This window comes from Kitasatospora sp. NPDC058170 (assembly GCF_042883905.1).
Taxonomy (GTDB): Bacteria; Actinomycetota; Actinomycetes; order Streptomycetales; family Streptomycetaceae; genus Kitasatospora.
Genome location: NZ_JBHVUV010000046.1, coordinates 15,090 through 31,508 on the forward strand (window position 1 = coordinate 15,090; position 16,419 = coordinate 31,508).

General features: G+C 75.1%; 14 protein-coding genes. 8 read left to right on the forward strand and 6 right to left on the reverse strand.

Annotated elements, in window-relative coordinates:
• The first annotated feature begins 159 nt into the window (after positions 1–159).
• Positions 160–855, forward strand: coding sequence for a TetR/AcrR family transcriptional regulator (locus ACFVVX_RS34965; RefSeq protein ID WP_387951769.1), 696 nt, complete (start codon positions 160–162; stop codon positions 853–855).
• A 157-nt stretch (positions 856–1,012) separates the two neighbouring features.
• Here the strand turns inward: ACFVVX_RS34965 and ACFVVX_RS34970 are convergent, their stop codons facing one another.
• From ACFVVX_RS34970 to ACFVVX_RS34980, 3 genes are all read right to left on the reverse strand, one after another.
• Complete coding sequence (locus tag ACFVVX_RS34970) at positions 1,013–2,062, reverse strand: LLM class flavin-dependent oxidoreductase (RefSeq protein ID WP_387951771.1); 1,050 nt, start codon at positions 2,060–2,062, stop codon at positions 1,013–1,015.
• Positions 2,063–2,555: 493 nt separating this feature from the next.
• Positions 2,556–4,271, reverse strand: a complete 1,716-nt coding sequence (locus ACFVVX_RS34975) for an AAA family ATPase (protein WP_387951773.1) — start codon at positions 4,269–4,271, stop codon at positions 2,556–2,558.
• Positions 4,272–4,592: 321 nt separating this feature from the next.
• Complete coding sequence (locus ACFVVX_RS34980) at positions 4,593–4,853, reverse strand: DUF6059 family protein (RefSeq protein WP_387951775.1); 261 nt, start codon at positions 4,851–4,853, stop codon at positions 4,593–4,595.
• Positions 4,854–5,087: 234 nt separating this feature from the next.
• Here ACFVVX_RS34980 and ACFVVX_RS34985 point away from each other — a divergent pair, with 234 nt between their 5' ends.
• The 4 genes from ACFVVX_RS34985 to ACFVVX_RS35000 all read left to right on the forward strand — a co-directional run bounded on the left by ACFVVX_RS34985 (position 5,088) and on the right by ACFVVX_RS35000 (position 9,183).
• Positions 5,088–5,873 (forward strand): BTAD domain-containing putative transcriptional regulator, encoded by a 786-nt coding sequence (locus ACFVVX_RS34985; protein ID WP_387951777.1) that lies wholly within the window; start codon positions 5,088–5,090, stop codon positions 5,871–5,873.
• A gap of 118 nt (positions 5,874–5,991) precedes the next feature.
• Entirely contained in the window at positions 5,992–6,789 is a 798-nt protein-coding gene (locus ACFVVX_RS34990) for a thioesterase II family protein (RefSeq protein ID WP_387951779.1), read from the forward strand.
• Between the two features lie 262 nt (positions 6,790–7,051).
• Positions 7,052–8,953: an HAD-IIIC family phosphatase gene (locus tag ACFVVX_RS34995; RefSeq protein ID WP_387951781.1), complete on the forward strand. Its 1,902-nt coding sequence runs from the start codon at positions 7,052–7,054 to the stop codon at positions 8,951–8,953.
• Entirely contained in the window at positions 8,950–9,183 is a 234-nt protein-coding gene (locus tag ACFVVX_RS35000; RefSeq protein ID WP_387951783.1) for a phosphopantetheine-binding protein, read from the forward strand. Before ACFVVX_RS34995 ends, ACFVVX_RS35000 begins: the two co-directional genes overlap by 4 nt.
• Here ACFVVX_RS35000 and ACFVVX_RS35005 read toward each other — a convergent pair.
• Genes ACFVVX_RS35005 through ACFVVX_RS35015 form a run of 3 tightly spaced genes read right to left on the reverse strand, consistent with a single transcriptional unit; the run spans position 9,139 to position 11,932 of the window.
• The gene (locus ACFVVX_RS35005; RefSeq protein ID WP_387951785.1) at positions 9,139–9,996 is read right to left on the reverse strand and encodes an SMP-30/gluconolactonase/LRE family protein; all 858 of its coding nucleotides are present in this window, start codon (positions 9,994–9,996) and stop codon (positions 9,139–9,141) included. The genes ACFVVX_RS35000 and ACFVVX_RS35005 overlap by 45 nt on opposite strands.
• A gap of 35 nt (positions 9,997–10,031) precedes the next feature.
• Positions 10,032–10,799, reverse strand: coding sequence for an SDR family NAD(P)-dependent oxidoreductase (locus ACFVVX_RS35010; RefSeq protein WP_387951787.1), 768 nt, complete (start codon positions 10,797–10,799; stop codon positions 10,032–10,034).
• Positions 10,796–11,932 (reverse strand): enolase C-terminal domain-like protein, encoded by a 1,137-nt coding sequence (locus tag ACFVVX_RS35015; protein WP_387951789.1) that lies wholly within the window; start codon positions 11,930–11,932, stop codon positions 10,796–10,798. Before ACFVVX_RS35015 ends, ACFVVX_RS35010 begins: the two co-directional genes overlap by 4 nt.
• 571 nt (positions 11,933–12,503) lie before the next feature.
• Between ACFVVX_RS35015 and ACFVVX_RS35020 the strand changes: the two genes are divergently transcribed.
• From ACFVVX_RS35020 to ACFVVX_RS35030, 3 genes are all read left to right on the forward strand, one after another.
• Positions 12,504–13,460: a TauD/TfdA dioxygenase family protein gene (locus ACFVVX_RS35020; RefSeq protein WP_387951790.1), complete on the forward strand. Its 957-nt coding sequence runs from the start codon at positions 12,504–12,506 to the stop codon at positions 13,458–13,460.
• 57 nt (positions 13,461–13,517) lie between these two features.
• Positions 13,518–14,759 (forward strand): ROK family protein, encoded by a 1,242-nt coding sequence (locus tag ACFVVX_RS35025; RefSeq protein WP_387951792.1) that lies wholly within the window; start codon positions 13,518–13,520, stop codon positions 14,757–14,759.
• Between the two features lie 73 nt (positions 14,760–14,832).
• Positions 14,833–16,419 carry an ABC transporter substrate-binding protein gene (locus tag ACFVVX_RS35030; RefSeq protein ID WP_387951794.1) on the forward strand — a complete coding sequence of 529 codons (1,587 nt, stop codon included), beginning with the start codon at positions 14,833–14,835 and terminating at the stop codon, positions 16,417–16,419.

Here is a 16,419-nt window from a genome sequence, read left to right on the forward strand (position 1 = left end):
CCGGGTGATGGGGTCGGTCGCGCGAGGGGACCGGAAAACATCGGAAGAGCATCGGCATGCGGGCGCCCGATAGAACAGGAGGGCCCCTCCGAATACAATACGGAGGAGCCCTCCACTTTGCAAGCAGCGACCAGCCCGACCGACCCGCCCGGAGAGAACATGACGCCCCCTCAATCCGCCCGCCCCGCCCGGCCCGCCGACGCTCCGCAGCCCGGCGGTGCCGCACAGCCCGCCGCCGACCCCGCCCCGCCCGCGGACGCCACGCAGCCGCCGGCCAGGGCGCGCGCCGGGGCCCGCCCGATGCGCGCCGACGCCCGCCGCAACTACGAGCGGCTGCTGGCCGCCGCCGCGACGGTCCTGGAGGAACAGGGCACCGAGGCGTCACTGGAGGAGGTCGCGCGGCGGGCCGGCGTCGGCATCGGCACCCTCTACCGGCACTTCCCCACCCGGGCGGCCCTGCTGGAGGCGGTGCTCCAGGAGAGCATGACCACCCTGGAGACCCGGGCCCGCGAACTCGCCGCCGCACCCGACGCCGCGGCCGGCGTGCTGCTCTGGCTGCGCGACCTCGCCGCGTACGCCTCCCGCTACCGGGGGCTGGCCTCCGCCGTGATGGTCAACCTGGTCGACGAGCACACCGAGTTCGAGTCCTGCGCGGGCATGCTGCACGCGGCCGACGCCCTGCTCCGGCGGGCCCAGCTGGCCGGCGCCGTCCGGGCGGACATCTCGATGCCCGACGCGGTGACGCTGGTCAACGCGCTGGTCTGGTCGCTGGAGCAGGGCACCGGCGACCAGGCCCAGTTCGAGCGGCTGTTCGCCGTGGTGGCGGACGGCCTGCGGCCCCCGGCCGGGGCGTGAACCGGTCCCGGCCCGGCCCCGCAGGTGGGGCCGGGCCGGGACCGGGACCGCCGGACGCCCGGGGAGGGACCGGCGGGGGTCGTTGACGGCCCGCAAGCGGGCCGCCCCAGGGTCCGCCTGGAGGAGGCGGGCCCGGCGAGGGGCCGATGGCGGACCGTCAGCCGCGCTGCACGCCCGCGAGCGGGCCCGAGCCGAGCGCGGCCACCTCCTCGGCGAGGATCCGGTAGGACGCCACCCGGCTTTCGAGGTCCGGGGTCACCGTCATCGCCATGAACTCGTCGGCGCCGGCCGAGACCAGCTCGGCGACCCGGCGGCGGACCAGCGCCCGGTCCCCGATCACCTGCTGCCCGAGGAAGCCCTCCACGATCTGCCGGTCCTGCTCGGTGTAGTGGAACGCGGCCGCCTCCTCCAGCGTCGGATAGGCGTTCTGCCGCCCTCCGGAGCGGACGGTGCGCACCGCGGCCACCCGTATCGGCCCGGCCAGCCGCTCGGCGTCCTCCGCGGTCTCCGCCGCCAGGACGAAGGCCGCCACCAGCGCGTGCGGGCGCTCCAGTACCGCGGAGGGCCGGAAGGACTCGCGGTAGGCCCGCAGGGCCGGCACGGTGAGCTGGGCGTTGAACTGGTGCGCGTACGCGAACGGCAGGCCCAGCGAACCGGCCAGCTCGGCGCTGCCCAGGCCCGAGCCCAGCACCCACACCTCGGGGCGGTTGCCCTCGGCCGGGACCGCGCGCAGGGCCGCCTCCGCCTCGTCCTGCGGGCCGTCGAAGTAGCCGAGCAGTTCGACGGCCTGCCGGGGGAAGTCCCCGCCGGCCAGCGGTCCGGCGGCGCGGCGCAGCGCCTGGGCGGTCACCGGGTCGGTGCCCGGAGCGCGGCCGAGGCCGAGGTCGATCCGCCCCGGGTGGAAGGCCGCCAGGGTGCCGAACTGCTCGGCGACCACCAGCGGGGCGTGGTTGGGGAGCATGACCCCGCCGGAGCCGACCCGCAGCCGGCTGGTGGCGGCGGCGATCTGGCCGATCAGGACGGCCGGCGCGGAGCTGGCGGCCCCCGGGGCGTTGTGGTGCTCGGCCACCCAGTAGCGGTGGTAGCCGAGCTCCTCGGCGGCCCGGGCGAGGGCCACGCTGTCGTGCAGCGCCTCGGCGGTGGTCTGGCCGACCAGGACCGGGGCGAGGTCGAGGACGGAGAGCGGCACGGAGCCGGGCTGGGACATGCGGGTCCTCCGGGGTGGGCGCGGCCCCGACGGGCGGGGCGGGGAAGGGGTGGGTGGCCGGGTCCGCCGTGCCGGGCCGGGCGGCACCGGCGCGTCGCGTGGACGGCCGGCGTCGTCGCGTGGGCGGCGGCACCGGCCGACGGGGGACGGCCGGGCCCGCCGCCCTGCCGCCGCACACCCGGTGGACGCGGCGCCACGGGTGGCACCGCGCGCACGGGCGTGGGCGGTCGGCGGACGAAGCGCCGCCGGGTCGGCCGCGGCGCACGGCGCGTGCTGCGTCGCGCGGGCGGGTCGGACGGCTCGCGGCCGGATCCGGATACGGGTCGCCCGGCTGCGGCACCCACAATACGGAGGGGCCCTCCGAATAGCAAGGACCCTTGCGCGCAGGGCACTTCACCACCCGGTGACCGGGCCCGGCCGACCCGGACCCACCCGGCCGGGCCCGCGCCGGTCCGGTCCGACCAGGTCCGCGCCAGGCCGGTCCGGTCCCGCGCTATCCGGCCAGGCCGCCGACCCGCCCCGACTCGACCACCATCCGCGCCAGCGCCGCCCGCGAGCTGATGTTGAGCTTGCGGTAGATCCGGGTCAGGTGGACGTCGACCGTGCGCGGGCTGAGCCTCAGCTCGGCGGCGATCTGACGGGTCCGCCGCCCGGTGCTGGCCAGGTCGGCCACCTCCCGCTCGCGCTCGGTCAGCGCCGCGAACAGCTCCACCGACGCACCCCCGACCGCACTCCCGGCCCGGGCGGCACCGATGGCCGACGACCCGGTCGGCAGCGGCACGCCGCAGCTCAGCAGCACCTCCGGGGCGGGCCGCACGCCACCCTCCTCGACGCTGCGCGCGAACGCGCTCAGCTCCACCGCCTCCTGCGTCTGCCCGCGCACCGCCAGCAGCCGCAGCGTCTGGGGCAGCAGCACGGCCGCCGCCCGGGTGTCGCCGGAGCGCAGCGCTTCCCGGGTGGCCGCGGCCAGCACCAGGTGGTCCCGCTCCCCGTCGCCGGGGCCGGACCGCTGGACGTGCTCGGCCAGTTCGGCGTCCGGCACACCGCGCGCGGCGAGGAAATCCAGTGCCTTGCGGTGCGCCTCGATCCGCCAGCAGGCGTCCGCCGCCGCGTACACCGAGCGGCGCACCAGCGGGTGCCGGTAGGCGAGTTGGTCGGTCCCGCCGACCGTGCGGACCAGGTCGCGGCGGACCAGCCCGTCCAGCAGCCCGCAGGTCGCCTCCCGGCGGAACCCGATCAGCGCGGCCACCCCGGCCGCGTCGAAGCGCTCGCCCAGAACGGCGCCGGCCGCCGCGGCCTGCTGCAGGTCCTCGTCCAGCGCCGCGTACTCGGCCGAGATCCGCGCGCTGAACCGCACCGGCAGGGTCGGCTCGACCGGCTCCTCGGCCGACTCCTCGGCCGGCTCGGACTCCGCCGGCTCGCCCGCCCGGAAGGACGGGGCCGACGCGCTCTGGCCCACCAGCGTCAGCAGGTACAGCGGGTTGCCCCCGGCCTCCCGGTGCAGTCGGCGCAACGCGGGCGAGTCCACCGGCATCCCGGCGAGCGCGGCGCTGCGGCGCGGGTCGAGCGGGCCCAGTTCGACCCGCTCGGCGGTGCCGAGCTCGATGCCCTGGGCGAAGGCGCCCGCCAGCTGCGCGGGCGCCTGGCGCGGCCGGTAGGAGGCGACCACCGCGACGGGGGCGCCGACCGGCCGCTGGATCAGGTAGTCCAGCAGCTCCAGGGTGCCCTCGTCGAGCCAGTGCGCGTCGTCGAAGAGGAGCACCAGGCCGCCGGCCGCGCAGTGGCGCAGCCGGCGTACGAAGGCGGCGTAGAAGATGCAGTGCCAGCGGGACTGCGGGACGTCGTCCGGGCAGGTCTGCGGGCCCGGACCGTAGGAGAGTTGGTGGGTGAGCGCGGCGAGCGAGTCGAGCTGCCCGTCGTCCAGTCCGGCGCCGCCCCAGCGGCCCAGCATGTCGAGCAGCACGTGGCCGCGCAGCCCCGCACTCGCCTCGGTGGCGCGGCCGCGCAGCACCACGGCGCCGCGGCGCTCGGCCTGCTCGGCCAGGCCGGCGAGCAGCCTGGTCTTGCCCGCGCCGGGCTCGCCGATGAGTTCGGCCATGCGGCCGCGCCCGTCCGTCAGGGCGTCCAGAACGGTGTGGAGCGCCTCCGCCTCCGCCTCGCGGACCTCCGGAGCCGGTCCGTTGAGAGGTCGATTCCCCGTGGGCACCATCGTTGCGTGTCCCCCTTCCGGCCGAGGCGCCGCTGAATCCTGCCGCTACCGGCTGCGCCGCAGCTCATCGATCAGGCGTGCGATGACGCAACGGTAGCCAAGCCCACCCGTCATCACCCCACCCGCAATGCAATGTTCACACGGCGAAACCTTCGGGCCATACCAAGTGACGCCTGTTAAAAAGAATATGAGTCCTTGTCAGATCGCGGTCAGGATTAGCCCCGACCGGGCGCCCCGCCTTCGCGTCACCTACCCACCCTCGCCTGGCCACAGCCTCGCATCGCCGCCCACCGCGGGCCGCCGCTCACCGTCGACCGCCGCTCACGGGAGTGCGCGGTCGAACTGCTGCCAGAGCGCCCGCTCCACCGCGGTCGGCGGGATGTGCCCGGCGGGCCGCTCGGGGTGGTCCACCGGCGGTCCGGCCAGGCCCCGAGCCGCTCTGGGGCCCCGGGAACGGCGCTCCACGGCGGGCGGCTCCGGGCCCTCGGGCACCGGCAGGCAGGGCCCCATGCCCCAGACGCAGGCCAGCGCGCTCAGCCCCGGGCCCACCCGGTCCAACCAGCCCGCCCAGTACCGCCTCATCCTTCACGCATCCCCGGTCGCACTCCCCACCTCGCAGCCCTGGCCGGCGGTCCTACCCGGCGGGCCGAGTGTCCGCGCAGCGGCTCAAGCTCCGCTAAAGCGCTGCTGAAGGGCACTGCCCGACCGGGCACTCGTACGCAGCCGGACGGACGGTACGTAATTTCGCAGATGTGCCGGCCCGGCAGACCAGGCAGATTGGATGGCGAATCCCGATATCCGACCTGAGGGGCAGTCATGCGGTACGAAATCCTGGGAAGCCTGCGGATCCAGCCGGAGCAGCGCGATCAGCGTGCCGCCACGATCAACGCCCGGAACATGCAGGTCGTCCTCGCCACACTCCTGATCAGAGCCGACGAGGTGGTGTCGGTCCAACAGTTGAGTTACGAGATATGGGGTGAACGCCCGCCCAAGCGCTATCTGGCGGCAATCCACGTCTACATCTCGCAGTTGCGCAAGCTGCTCGCCCGGGACGGCGCGACCGACACCCCGATCGTCACCCGCTCGCCCGGCTACCTGCTCCACCTCGACCGCGACCGGCTGGACGCCAAGGAGTTCCAGCGGCTCACCGACGAGGGCCGCCAGGCCTTCCGGCTCGGCCGGCCCGAGCAGGCGGCGGCCGCCTTCGAGGCGGCGCTCGGCCTCTGGCGCGGCCCCGCGCTGGGCGACCTGCGGGCCGGCCCGATCCTGGACGGCTTCATCGCCTGGGTCGAACAGGCCCGGCTCGGCTGCGTCGGCATGCACGTCGAGGCCGGCCTGACCCTGGGCCGGCACCAGGAACTCGTCGGCCGGCTCTACTCGCTGACCTCCGAGCACCCGCTGCACGAGGGGTTCCGCCGGCAGCTGATGATCGCCCTGTACCGCTCCGAGCGGCAGGCCGACGCCCTCGGCGTCTACGGCTCGACCCGCCGGACGCTCAACCACGAGCTGGGCATCGAACCCGGCCGGGCCCTGCAGGACGTGCACCGGGCGATCCTCCTCTCCGACCGCAGCCTCGACCTCGACCTGTCCACGGCGGCCTGAGCACCGCGCCCCCGCCCCCGGCCTTCGGCGGGCACCGCCGCACCCTCCCCGCCACCTTCCCCGCCACCTTCCCCGCCATCGGACGCAGCAACAGCAGCAACACGAAGGGAGCCCGACCATGAGTCCCACCGCATCTCCCGGCACCGCAGGACGCGCCGGCGCCTCCGCCGACACCGACCGCTGGATCCGCAGATTCCGCCCCCGCCCCGAGGCCGCCGTCCGCCTGGTCTGCTTCCCGCACGCGGGCGGGTCCGCCGGCACCTACCGGCCGTGGGCCGAGGCGGTCGACCCGTCCGTCGAGATCCTCGCCGTCCAGTACCCCGGCCGCCAGGACCGCTACCGCGAGCCCGGCGTGGAGAACATCGGCGAACTGGCCGACCTGGTCATGCCCGCACTGCGCTCCGCCGTCGCCGGCGGCCGCTTCGCCCTGTTCGGACACAGCCTCGGCGCGGCCCTGGCCTTCGAGGTGGCGCGGCGGCTGACCGGCGGCGAGTCCCCCGACCTGCTCGTGGTCTCCGGACGCCGGGCACCCTCGCTGATCCGCCAGGAGGCCTACCACCGGCTGGACGACGCGGGCCTCGCCGAACACCTGGAACACCTCAGCGGCACCGACCGGCGGCTGCTCGCCGACCCGGAGGCGCTGGAGATGATCCTGCCGGCCATCCGCAGCGACCTGCGCGCCATCGAGACCTACCGCAGCGCACCCGGCGCCGCGGTGGACGTCCCCGTCCTCGCCCTGACCGGCGACCACGACCCGTGGACCACCCTGCTGGAGGCGGCCGGCTGGTCCGCCCACACCACCCGCGGCTTCGACCTGCGGGTCTTCCACGGCGAGCACTTCTACCTGGCGGAGCACCAGGCCGAGGTGCTGCAGCTGCTCGCCCGGCGGCTCAGCCCCGTCTCCGAACTGCGCTAGGCCCGGTCCGGCCGATCCTGCCGGGCGCGGCATCCCGCGCCGCCGGCACCGCGGCCTCAGCGCCGCTTTAGCGCCCCCGCGAAGACTGCCGACACGGCCACGCGCACGCGCCGAATCCGTGCCCGTGGCAGTACCCGTGCCCGTACCTGTGCCCGTGCACGCTCCGCACTCGTACCCACACCCGCATTCGTATCCGCACCCGCACCCGTGCCCCCGCGGGGACGCCCCCCACCCGACCCGACCTCTCCGAGGGGTTGACCACATGGGAACCACCACCGACGGCCTGCGGGCCCTGCACCGCGCCGGGCGCCTCGCCGCCGAGTACCCCGCCGTCCAGCGGCTGCTGGCCGAGGCCGATGACGCCGAACTCGCCCTGGCCGGAAACCTGCTGGCCCGACTCGACCCCGACGAGGTGCTGCGGCTGCACCCCGGCACCACCGCGCTGACCGTGGCCGTCACCGGCCACGGCACGCTCGCCGCGCTGCGCCCCGCGCTCACCGCCGAACTCGCCCGCCACGGGCTGCTGCTGCGCCCGTACCTCACCGACTTCGACAGCTACGTCTTCGAACTCTCCGACCCCGCCTCGGCCCTGTACGCGGCCCGGCCCGCGCTGGTGCTCTGCGTGCTCGACCCGGCCGTCGTCTTCGACGAACTGCCCGTCCCCTGGGGCCCGGAGGACGTCGAGCGGGTGCTGGCCGCCAAGACCGACCTGCTCACCCGGCTCGCCGCCCGGTTCGGCGCGACCGCCGCCGGCGCCACCCTCGTCCTCAACACCCTTCCGCTGCTGCACCGGTACACCGCCCAGCTGGTGGACCTGCGGGCCCGCGCCCGGCTCGGCGCCCTCTGGCGGGAGGCCAACGCCCGGCTGCTGCGGATCGGCGAGGAGCACCCGGCCACCCTCGTGCTGGACCTCGAACCGCTCGCCAACGAGGGCGTGCAGGTCCAGGATCCGCGCCTGGACGCGTACGCCAAGGCGCACCTCTCGCCCGCCCTGCTGGCCGGCTACGCCCGGCAGGCCGGCCACCTGGCCCGGGCGCTGACCGGGCGCACCCGCAAGGTACTGGCCGTGGACCTGGACAACACCCTGTGGGGCGGCGTGCTCGGCGACGACGGGCCCGAGGGCATCGAACTCGGCGGCGGCTACCGGGGGGAGGCGTTCCGCACCTTCCAGCAGGCCGTCCGGCAGATCGCCTCCCAGGGGGTCCTGCTGGCCGCCGTCAGCAAGAACGACCCGGAGCCGGTCGCCCAGGTCCTCGCCGAGCACCCGGACACCGTGCTCCGCGAGCCGGACTTCGTCCGGGTGATCGCCAACTGGCGCCCCAAGGACGAGAACCTCTCCGCCCTCGCCGACTCGCTCAACCTCGGGGTGGACAGCCTGGTCTTCGCCGACGACAGCCCCTTCGAACGCGGCTCGGTCCGCGCCGGCCTCCCGGCGGTGGCCGTCGTGGACCTGGACGGGGAACCGGCCCTGCACCTGCCGCGCCTGCTGCGCGACGGCTGGTTCGACGTCCGCGAGGCCACCGCCGAGGACCGCGCCCGCCCCGCCCGCTACCGCGAGGAGCTGGCCCGCGGCGACTTCCTCCAGCAGTTCTCCTCGCTCGACGACTACCTCGCCGAGCTGGACGTCCGGGTCCGGCTCACCCGGGCCCGCCCGCAGGACGTCCCGAGGATCTCCCAACTCACCTTGCGGACCAACCAGTTCAACCTCACCACCGAGCGGCTGCAGCCCGCCGAGGTGACCGCCCGCACCGAGCACCCGGACCACCTGGTGCTGGCCCTGCACTCCGCCGACCGGTTCGGTGAGAACGGCCTGGTCGGCGCGGTGCTGCTGCGCAGCGAGGACGGCGGGGCCCGGCTGTCGATCGACAACTTCCTGCTCAGCTGCCGGGTCTTCTCCCGCGGCATCGAGCACGCGGCCCTCGCCGAGATCCTCCGCCACGCGGCCGCCACCGGCGCCCGGGAGGTCCGGGGCGGCTACCGGCCCACCGCGCGCAACGCCACCGTGCGCGACCTGCTGCCCCGCTACGGCTTCACGGCGGAGCAGCCGGCAGCCGGGGAGGACGGCGCCTCCTTCTACCGCCACGACCTCACGACACCGCTCGAACCGCCCGCCTGGGTCACCCTCGACTCCGAACTCTCCTCCCCCGAAAGGACCTCGGCATGAACAGCGTCGACGATCTGATCACCCTGCTCCAGGACGAACTGGGCCTGCCGCTCACCGCGGCGGACGCGGACGCGGCCTTCGACGACGTGCCCGGCTGGGACTCCGTCCACCTGCTCTGGCTGCTCACCGCCCTGGAGCGGGAGACCGGCCGCAGCCTCCCGCTCGCCGCGATCCTGGAGGCGCCGTCACTGCGCGCCGTGTTCGACCTGACCGCCGCCCCGGCGTCCTGAGACGCCCGGGTCCACGCTGAACAACGCGCCGGAGAGCGGGTGTTCGGCCGACCGGGCGGTGGTGATGTAGAGCGTGCGCAGATCCGGTCCGCCGAAGGCGCAGCTGGTGGCACGCGGGACGGGGACCTCCACGGTGGCCAGCGGCCGGCCCTCGGGTGAGAGGCAGTGCACGGCCCCGCCGTCCCAGAACGCCACCCAGAGGTTGCCGTCCGCGTCCAGGGTCATGCCGTCCGGCGAGCCGGGCAGGTGGGAGACGTCCAGCGAGCGGATCCGGCGGCCGAGCGGTCCGTGCTCCGGGTACTCGTAGAGGTCGATCCGGCGGGTCGGGGTGTCGATGTGCCAGAGCCGGTCGGGCTCCGGCCAGTCGAGGCCGTTGGGGATCGCCAGCCCGTCGAGGATCGGCCGCACGGCGCCGTCGTCCTCCAGGCGGTACAGCGGGCCGGGCTGTCGGGGCTCGGCCCGCTGCATGGTGCCCGCGACCGGGCGGCCGAACGGGTCGCACTTCCCGTCGTTCATCCGGCGGTCCGGCCGGTCGGCCTCGACCGGGGCCAGCAGGCTCGTCCGGCCGGTCGCGGCGTCGATCAGTTCGAAGCCGCGCTCGCTCGCCAGCACCAGCCGGCCGTCCGGACAGGGGATCAACGCGCCCGGCACCACGTCGAGTTCGACCGAGTCGATCCGGTCGGCCGGCTGGTCGAGGGTGAACAGGCGGGGTTCCTTGATGTCGATCCAGCGCAGGCGCCGGGCGGACGCGTCCCAGACCGGTCCCTCACCGAGGGCGAGGCGGGTGGCGTCGGCCACGGGTTCGGCGTGCATGGGTCTCTCCTCGGGGAAGGGCCGGAACGGGCGGGTCAGCGCAGCAGGGCTTCGGGGAGCATGGCGGTCATCCCGCCGTCGACGGCGAGGCAGGTGCCGTTGACGAAGGAGGCGTCCTCCCCGGCCAGGAAGCCTACGGCGCGGGCGACCTCCGCGGCACTGCCGAAGCGGCCCAGGGGGGACGCCCGCAGCATCGCCGCGCTCAGCTCCGGGTCGGTCCACACATGGCGGTTGCGCTCGACCGGGACGAAGCCGGGCGCGACGGCGTTGCACCGCACCCCGCGCGGCCCCCACTCCACGGCGGCGGCCCGGGTCAGCGCCAGCAGCGCGGCCTTGGCGGCGGCGTACGCGGCGAAGCCCGGCACCGCCCCGAAGGCGTGCGGGGAGGCGAGGTGCACGATCGCGCCGGGGCGGCCGTCCAGCGCCCGGACGAAGGCCGTGTCGAAGCGGCGGGCGGCGGAGAGCACCACCTGGAGCACGCGCTCCCAGTCCTCGTCCTGCTGCCCGTCCAGCGGCGCGGGCGCCCCCGCGTAGGCGGCCTGGACCAGCACGGACGGCGGGTCGCCGCCGCCGAGCGCCCCGGCCGCGGCGAACGCGGCCGCGACGGTGGCGGGGTCGGTGACGTCGCCGCGGACGACCGCCACCCGCTCCGGCCCGCCGAGCGCCCCGGCTTCGGCCGCGAGGTCCACGGCCACCACCCGCGCTCCGCGGGCCAGCAGCTCCCCGGTCACGGCCGCTCCGATGCCCTGCGCCGCGCCGGTGACGATCGCGGTCCGGCCGGCCAGGTCCTGCGGACGGCTCATCGGAGCACTCCGGCACGCTCGGGGCCGACGGCCTGGTCAAAGCCGGCGGTCCGGTCGGGGCCGAGGTCCTGATCGGGGCCGGGGGCCCGTCCGGGGCGGACCGGTGTGGCCGTCCAACGGGCCGGGTCCAGCTCCAGGCCGAGGCCCGGGCCGTCCGGCGGAAGCAGCCAGGGCCCGTCGGGGGCCTCCGGGGGCCGGACGGCGGAGGCCCGCCAGGGCGCCTCGCCGAAGGCGAACTCCGTCTCCACCCCCGGCCCGAGGGCCGCCGCGAGGTGGAGCCCGGCGGCGGTGGCCACCGGACCGGCCGGGTTGTGCAGCGAGACGCCGACGCCCGCCGCGAGCGCCGCCTCGGCCAGCCGGCGGGCGGGGCCGAACCCGCCGGCGTGCTTCACGTCCGGGAGCAGCCAGGCCAGGCGGGCCAGCGCCGGGGCGACCTCCCCCGGCCGGGTGGCGAACTCCCCGCCCGCCAGTGGCGCGATCCCGGCTCCGTGGACGGCGGCCAGCGCCTCCGGGTCGTCCAGCGGCACGGCGTCCTCCAGCCAGCGCAGGTCCAGCGCGCGCAGCTCGGGCGCCGCGCCCTCCACCTGGCAGGGGGTCAACAGGTGGTGGACGTCGACCATCAGCTCCGCCGAGGGCACCGCCCGGCGAACCGCGACGGCCCGGGCGAGGCCGGCGCGCAACCGCTCCTGGACCGGGATCCCGTCGAACGGCGCGCACTTGACCGCCCGGTACCCGGCGGCCACCGCGGCCCGGGCGACCTCGGCGAACTCCTCCGGGGTCCGCCGCCGCAGCGCCCGGTTGATGTTGGCGTAGCGCGCGACCGGTCGGGGCCCGTCGCCGCCCAGCCACCGCCAGAGCGGCTGTCCGGCCCGCCGGGCGGCGAGGTCGGCGGCGGCGAGGTCCAGCGCGCCGCGGACGGTGGCCTCGGCGAGGCGGGCGGCCGGGTCGCCGGTGCCCCGGTGGCCGTCCGGCCGGGCCGTCAGCTCCGCGACGGGCACGCCGTCCGCGAGTCGCGCGGCTACGGACGGCCACAGCGCGTCCCCGGCCGGACCGGCGTCGGAGTACTCCCCCAGTCCGGTCGCGCCGTCGCTCCCGTGCAGCCGGACCACCCGCCAGGTGGTCCGGGCCGACACCCGGGTGTGAAGAAGTTCCAGCCTCGGCACAGGACACGCCCTCGATCCGCGGCCCGCCCGGGGCCGCGCGTTCCCCAGCGGGGACCGCTCCGGAGTTTCTTTCGCTCCGAGAGTTAATAACCCGCGCGGGCCCGTCACAAGGTCGAATACCGTCGCGAAGCGCTCCCGCCATCCGGTGGCCACCCCCCGCAACAGGGCGACACACGGCAGCAACACCCGTGCCCAACAGGCAAAACAGCGATTGACAGCGGGCCTCGGCCTTCAGCACGATGAGCGCCGAGCCCACTCGCAGCAAGCCGGAAGGAGGGCCGATGACCGCCGTTCGCCGTGTCCAGAGCCCTGCCTGTCCCCGCCCCTGCTGCGCCCTGCGCCGTTGTTGTCGCCGCGGAGCGCTCACCCGCTGATCCAGCGCTCGGATCGGTGTCCCGCACGGCTCGGCCGTGCCCGCACGCCCGGTGCCACCCGTTCTCCCCGCATGCCCTGCGCCGCGCCGCCGCCATGCCGCACACCCGCATGCCCGGCGCCCGCCTCCCCCCTTCCCTCCGTTCCACGTGAAAGCCGAGGAACCGCCATGACCGCTGCCCTCACCGAACTGCGTCTCACCCCGGCCGCCGGCCGGATCGGCGCGATCGTCCACGACGTCCGCCTCGGCGGCGACCTGTCCGCCGAGACCGTCGCCGCCGTCGAGGCCGCGCTGTACGAGCACAAGGTGCTGTTCTTCCGCGGCCAGGACCACCTGGACGACGCCGAGCACGAGGCCTTCGCCCGCCTGCTGGGCCAGCCGGTCGGCCACCCGACCGTCCCCAGCGCCGACGGCCGGTACATCTTCGAGCTGGACGCCACCAAGGGTGTGCGCGCCAACAACTGGCACACCGACGTCACCTTCGTCCCGTCCTACCCGAAGGCGTCCATCCTCCGGTCGCTGGAGCTCCCGCCGGCCGGCGGCAGCACCGTGTGGGCCAACACCGTCGCCGCCTACCAGGACCTGCCGCAGCCGCTGAAGGTGCTGGCCGAGAGCCTGCGGGCGGTGCACACCAACGACTACGACTACGCGGCGAGCCTGGCGCTGCGCCCCGAGCTGGCGGACAACGCCGAGATCGCCAAGCTGTTCCGCCAGGTGTTCGTCTCGACCGCGTTCAAGACCGAGCACCCGGTGGTCCGCGTGCACCCGGTGACCGGGGAGAGGACGCTGCTGCTCGGCGCCTTCGCGCAGCGCATCCAGGGCGTCTCGGGTGCGGACAGCCGCGCGCTGCTGGATCTGTTCCAGCGCTACGTGGAGCGGCTGGAGAACACCGTGCGCTGGGAGTGGCAGGTCGGCGACGTGGCGATCTGGGACAACCGGGCGACCCAGCACTACGCGGTCAACGACTACGGCGACGAGCCGCGCCTGGTCCGCCGGATCACCCTGGACGGGGACCTGCCGGTGGGCGTCGACGGCACCCCGAGCCGTCTGCTGGAGCCGACCGAGCCGCCGAAGGTGGCCGGCCTGGTCCCCGCCGAGGAGCTGGAGGTCACTCTCCAGGCCTAGCCCCCCGCCCAGGCCCCCGCCTCCCTCACCCCCGTCCGTCCTCGCGAAAGGTCCCCGATGTCCGACACGCTCCCGCGCCCCGCCGTGCGCATCGGGGACGACCGGCGGGACGTCAACGCCGCCGCCGTGCTGCGGACCGTTTTGGACCACGGGCCGATCGCCCGCAGCCGGGTCGCCGCGCTCACCGGGCTCAGCGCCTCCGCGGTGTCCCGGCAGGTGGTGGACCTCTCGCAGCTCGGACTGCTCCACGAGCGGCCGGAGTTGACCGGCGGCGGGGCCGGAACGGTCGGCCGGCCCCAGCTGCCGGTCGACATCGACACCGGTCGGCTGGCCGTGGCCGGGCTGCACATCGGGGTGCCGTTCACCACCTTCTCGCTGCTGGACGTGCGCGGGAACGTGCTGTACCGGCAGGAGTTGAGCAACCGGGGGCGCACGGGGTACGCGGTGCTCAAGCCGCTGCTGGAGCGGCTGCCCCGGCTGCTCGCCACCGTGCCCGGCGGCCGGACCGTGGTCGCCCTCGGCGCGGTCACCGGTGGCACGGTGGATCCGGAGCGCGGCGTGACGGTCCGTCACGATCCGCTGCGGTGGCGGGACATGCCGCTCGGCGAGCTGCTCACCCGGGCCACCGGACTGCCCGTCCAGGTGGACAACCACGCGCGGGCGCTCACCCAGGCGGAGATCCTGTTCGGCCACCCGGCGGCGCGGCGCAGCATGGTCCAGCTCTTCGTCGGCCATGTGGTCGACGCGGCCCTGGCGGTCGCCGGCGTGGTGCACCTCGGGCCCGCCTCGGCCACCGGGGACGTCGCACACCTGCCCGTCCCCGACAGCGACGCGCTCTGTCACTGCGGCCGGCTGGGCTGTCTGGCCGCCGCCGCCTCGGACACCACGCTGTTCGAGGCGGCGGCCGCCGCCGGGATCACCGAGCGGCCCGACCGGGCCGAGCTGGTGGCGGCGGTCCGGGCCGGCGATCCGCGCGCCGACCGGCTGGTCCGCGACCGGTCCGAGGTGATCGGCCGCGCGCTGGCCCTGCTGGCGGACGTGGTCAACCCGGACCTGCTGGTGCTGACCGAGACCTTCGCCATGCTCGACCCGACCTATCTGGACGTGGTGCGTGCCGAGTTCGCCCGCCGTTCGCGCCTGCGGCAGGACGCGGACCTGCTGATCGCCCAGCGGCGCGGTGCGGACGCCCTGGCCGTGGCGGCCGGGGCCGCGGTGCTGGGTGTGCTCTACGCCCGGCCGCTGCAGGCGACGGCCGCGCCCGACCGGACGCCGCCCACCGGGCGGGGTCCGCTGCCGTGACCGCCCGACCCTCCCCTCTTCTTCCACCGCTCCTCCCGCCGTTCACCCGATCGCCCCTTGTGAAGGACCCGCCATGACCGCGTTCACCTCCTCCTCCGTATCCGGCCTCTCCCGGCGCGCCCTGCTGCGCGGGGGTGTCGCCGGAGCCGGCCTGCTGGCGCTGGCGGCCTGCCGCTCGGCCGCGGACACCGCCTCCTCCCCCGCGGGCGGCTCGGCGAGCCCGCGCCGGGGCGGCGTCCTCACGGTGGGCACCGGGATCGACTTCACCCCGAGCCTGCTCTTCGCCCAGAGCGCCAACACCCTGGTCCAGCGCCTGGTCTTCAACACCCTGACCAGGTACGACGACAAGCTCCAGCCGCAGCCCGAACTGGCCACCTCCTGGCAGCTCGGCGCGGACGGCACCAGCGTCACGCTCAAGCTGCGCGAGGACGTGCTCTTCCACAGCGGCCGCAGGTTCACCGCGGACGACGTGGTGTTCGCCGTCAAGAACCTCCAGAACCCCTCCCGTTCGGCCCAGTTGCGCTCCACGGCGGCCGCCGTCACCGACTTCCGCAAGAACGGCGACTTCGAGCTGACCCTCGTCCTGGCCCACCCGGTCAGCAACCTCTTCGACCTCTTCGAGTTCATGATCATCCCGGACTCGGCCAGCGTCGAGGACGCCGTCGCCGGGACGAAGCTGATCGGCACCGGCCCGTTCACCTTCACCGAGCGCAAGCCCGGCAGCTCGATCACCTTCGCCCGCAACGACAAGTACTGGAACCCGGGCCGCCCCTACCTGGACGGGGTCGAGATCCGGATCGTCCCGCAGGCGGAGTCCCTGCTGTCCTCGCTCAAGACCGGCCAGACCCACCTCTCCTACGGCGTCCGCGGCAAGGACGTGGCCACCCTCAAGGGCGACCCGCAGTTCCGGATCAAGCAGTACGACACCGGCTCCGGCGCCTACTACATCGGCGCCAACCTCACCGCCGAGCACGTGGGCGACAAGCGGGTCCGGCAGGCCATCGCCTGGGCCGTGGACCGCGACCGGCTGGTGCAGCAGGCCCTCGGCGGGTACGGCACCGTCTCGTCCGCGCCCTGGCCCAAGTCCTCGCCCGCGTACAGCGAGGCCAACGCCACCCGCTACACCCACAACCCGGACAAGGCCCGGGCGCTGCTCAGGGAGGCCGGGCTCGACGGCATCACCCTGCCGTTCGCGCACTCCAACGACCCGGGCAACACCGCGATCGCCCAGATCCTGCAGTACGACCTCAAGCAGGTCGGCATCGAGACGGTGCTCCAGCCCACCGACTCCCCCACGATGCAGAAGCAGCTGATCTCCCAGTCCATGCCGGCCCTCTGGACGCTCAGCCACGGGTTCGCCCAACTCCAGCCCGCCACCCTCGCGGTGAGCGCCTACCCGTTCAACGAGGCCAAGAACAGCTCGCGCTTCAGCTCGCCCGCCTACACCGAGATCGTCCAGAAGGCCTGGAACCGCTCGGACAGCTCCGGCCCCGAGGCCAAGGCGCTCTACCAGCAGATCACCGACGTGCTGCTGGACGAGGAGTTCGTGATCGACCTCGCCATCGGCGGCCTGGTGGAGGTGGCCGGCAGCAAGGCGGTGGGCACCGACCTCAACAAGTTCGGCTACCTCATCCTCGACGACGCCTACCTGACGGCCTGA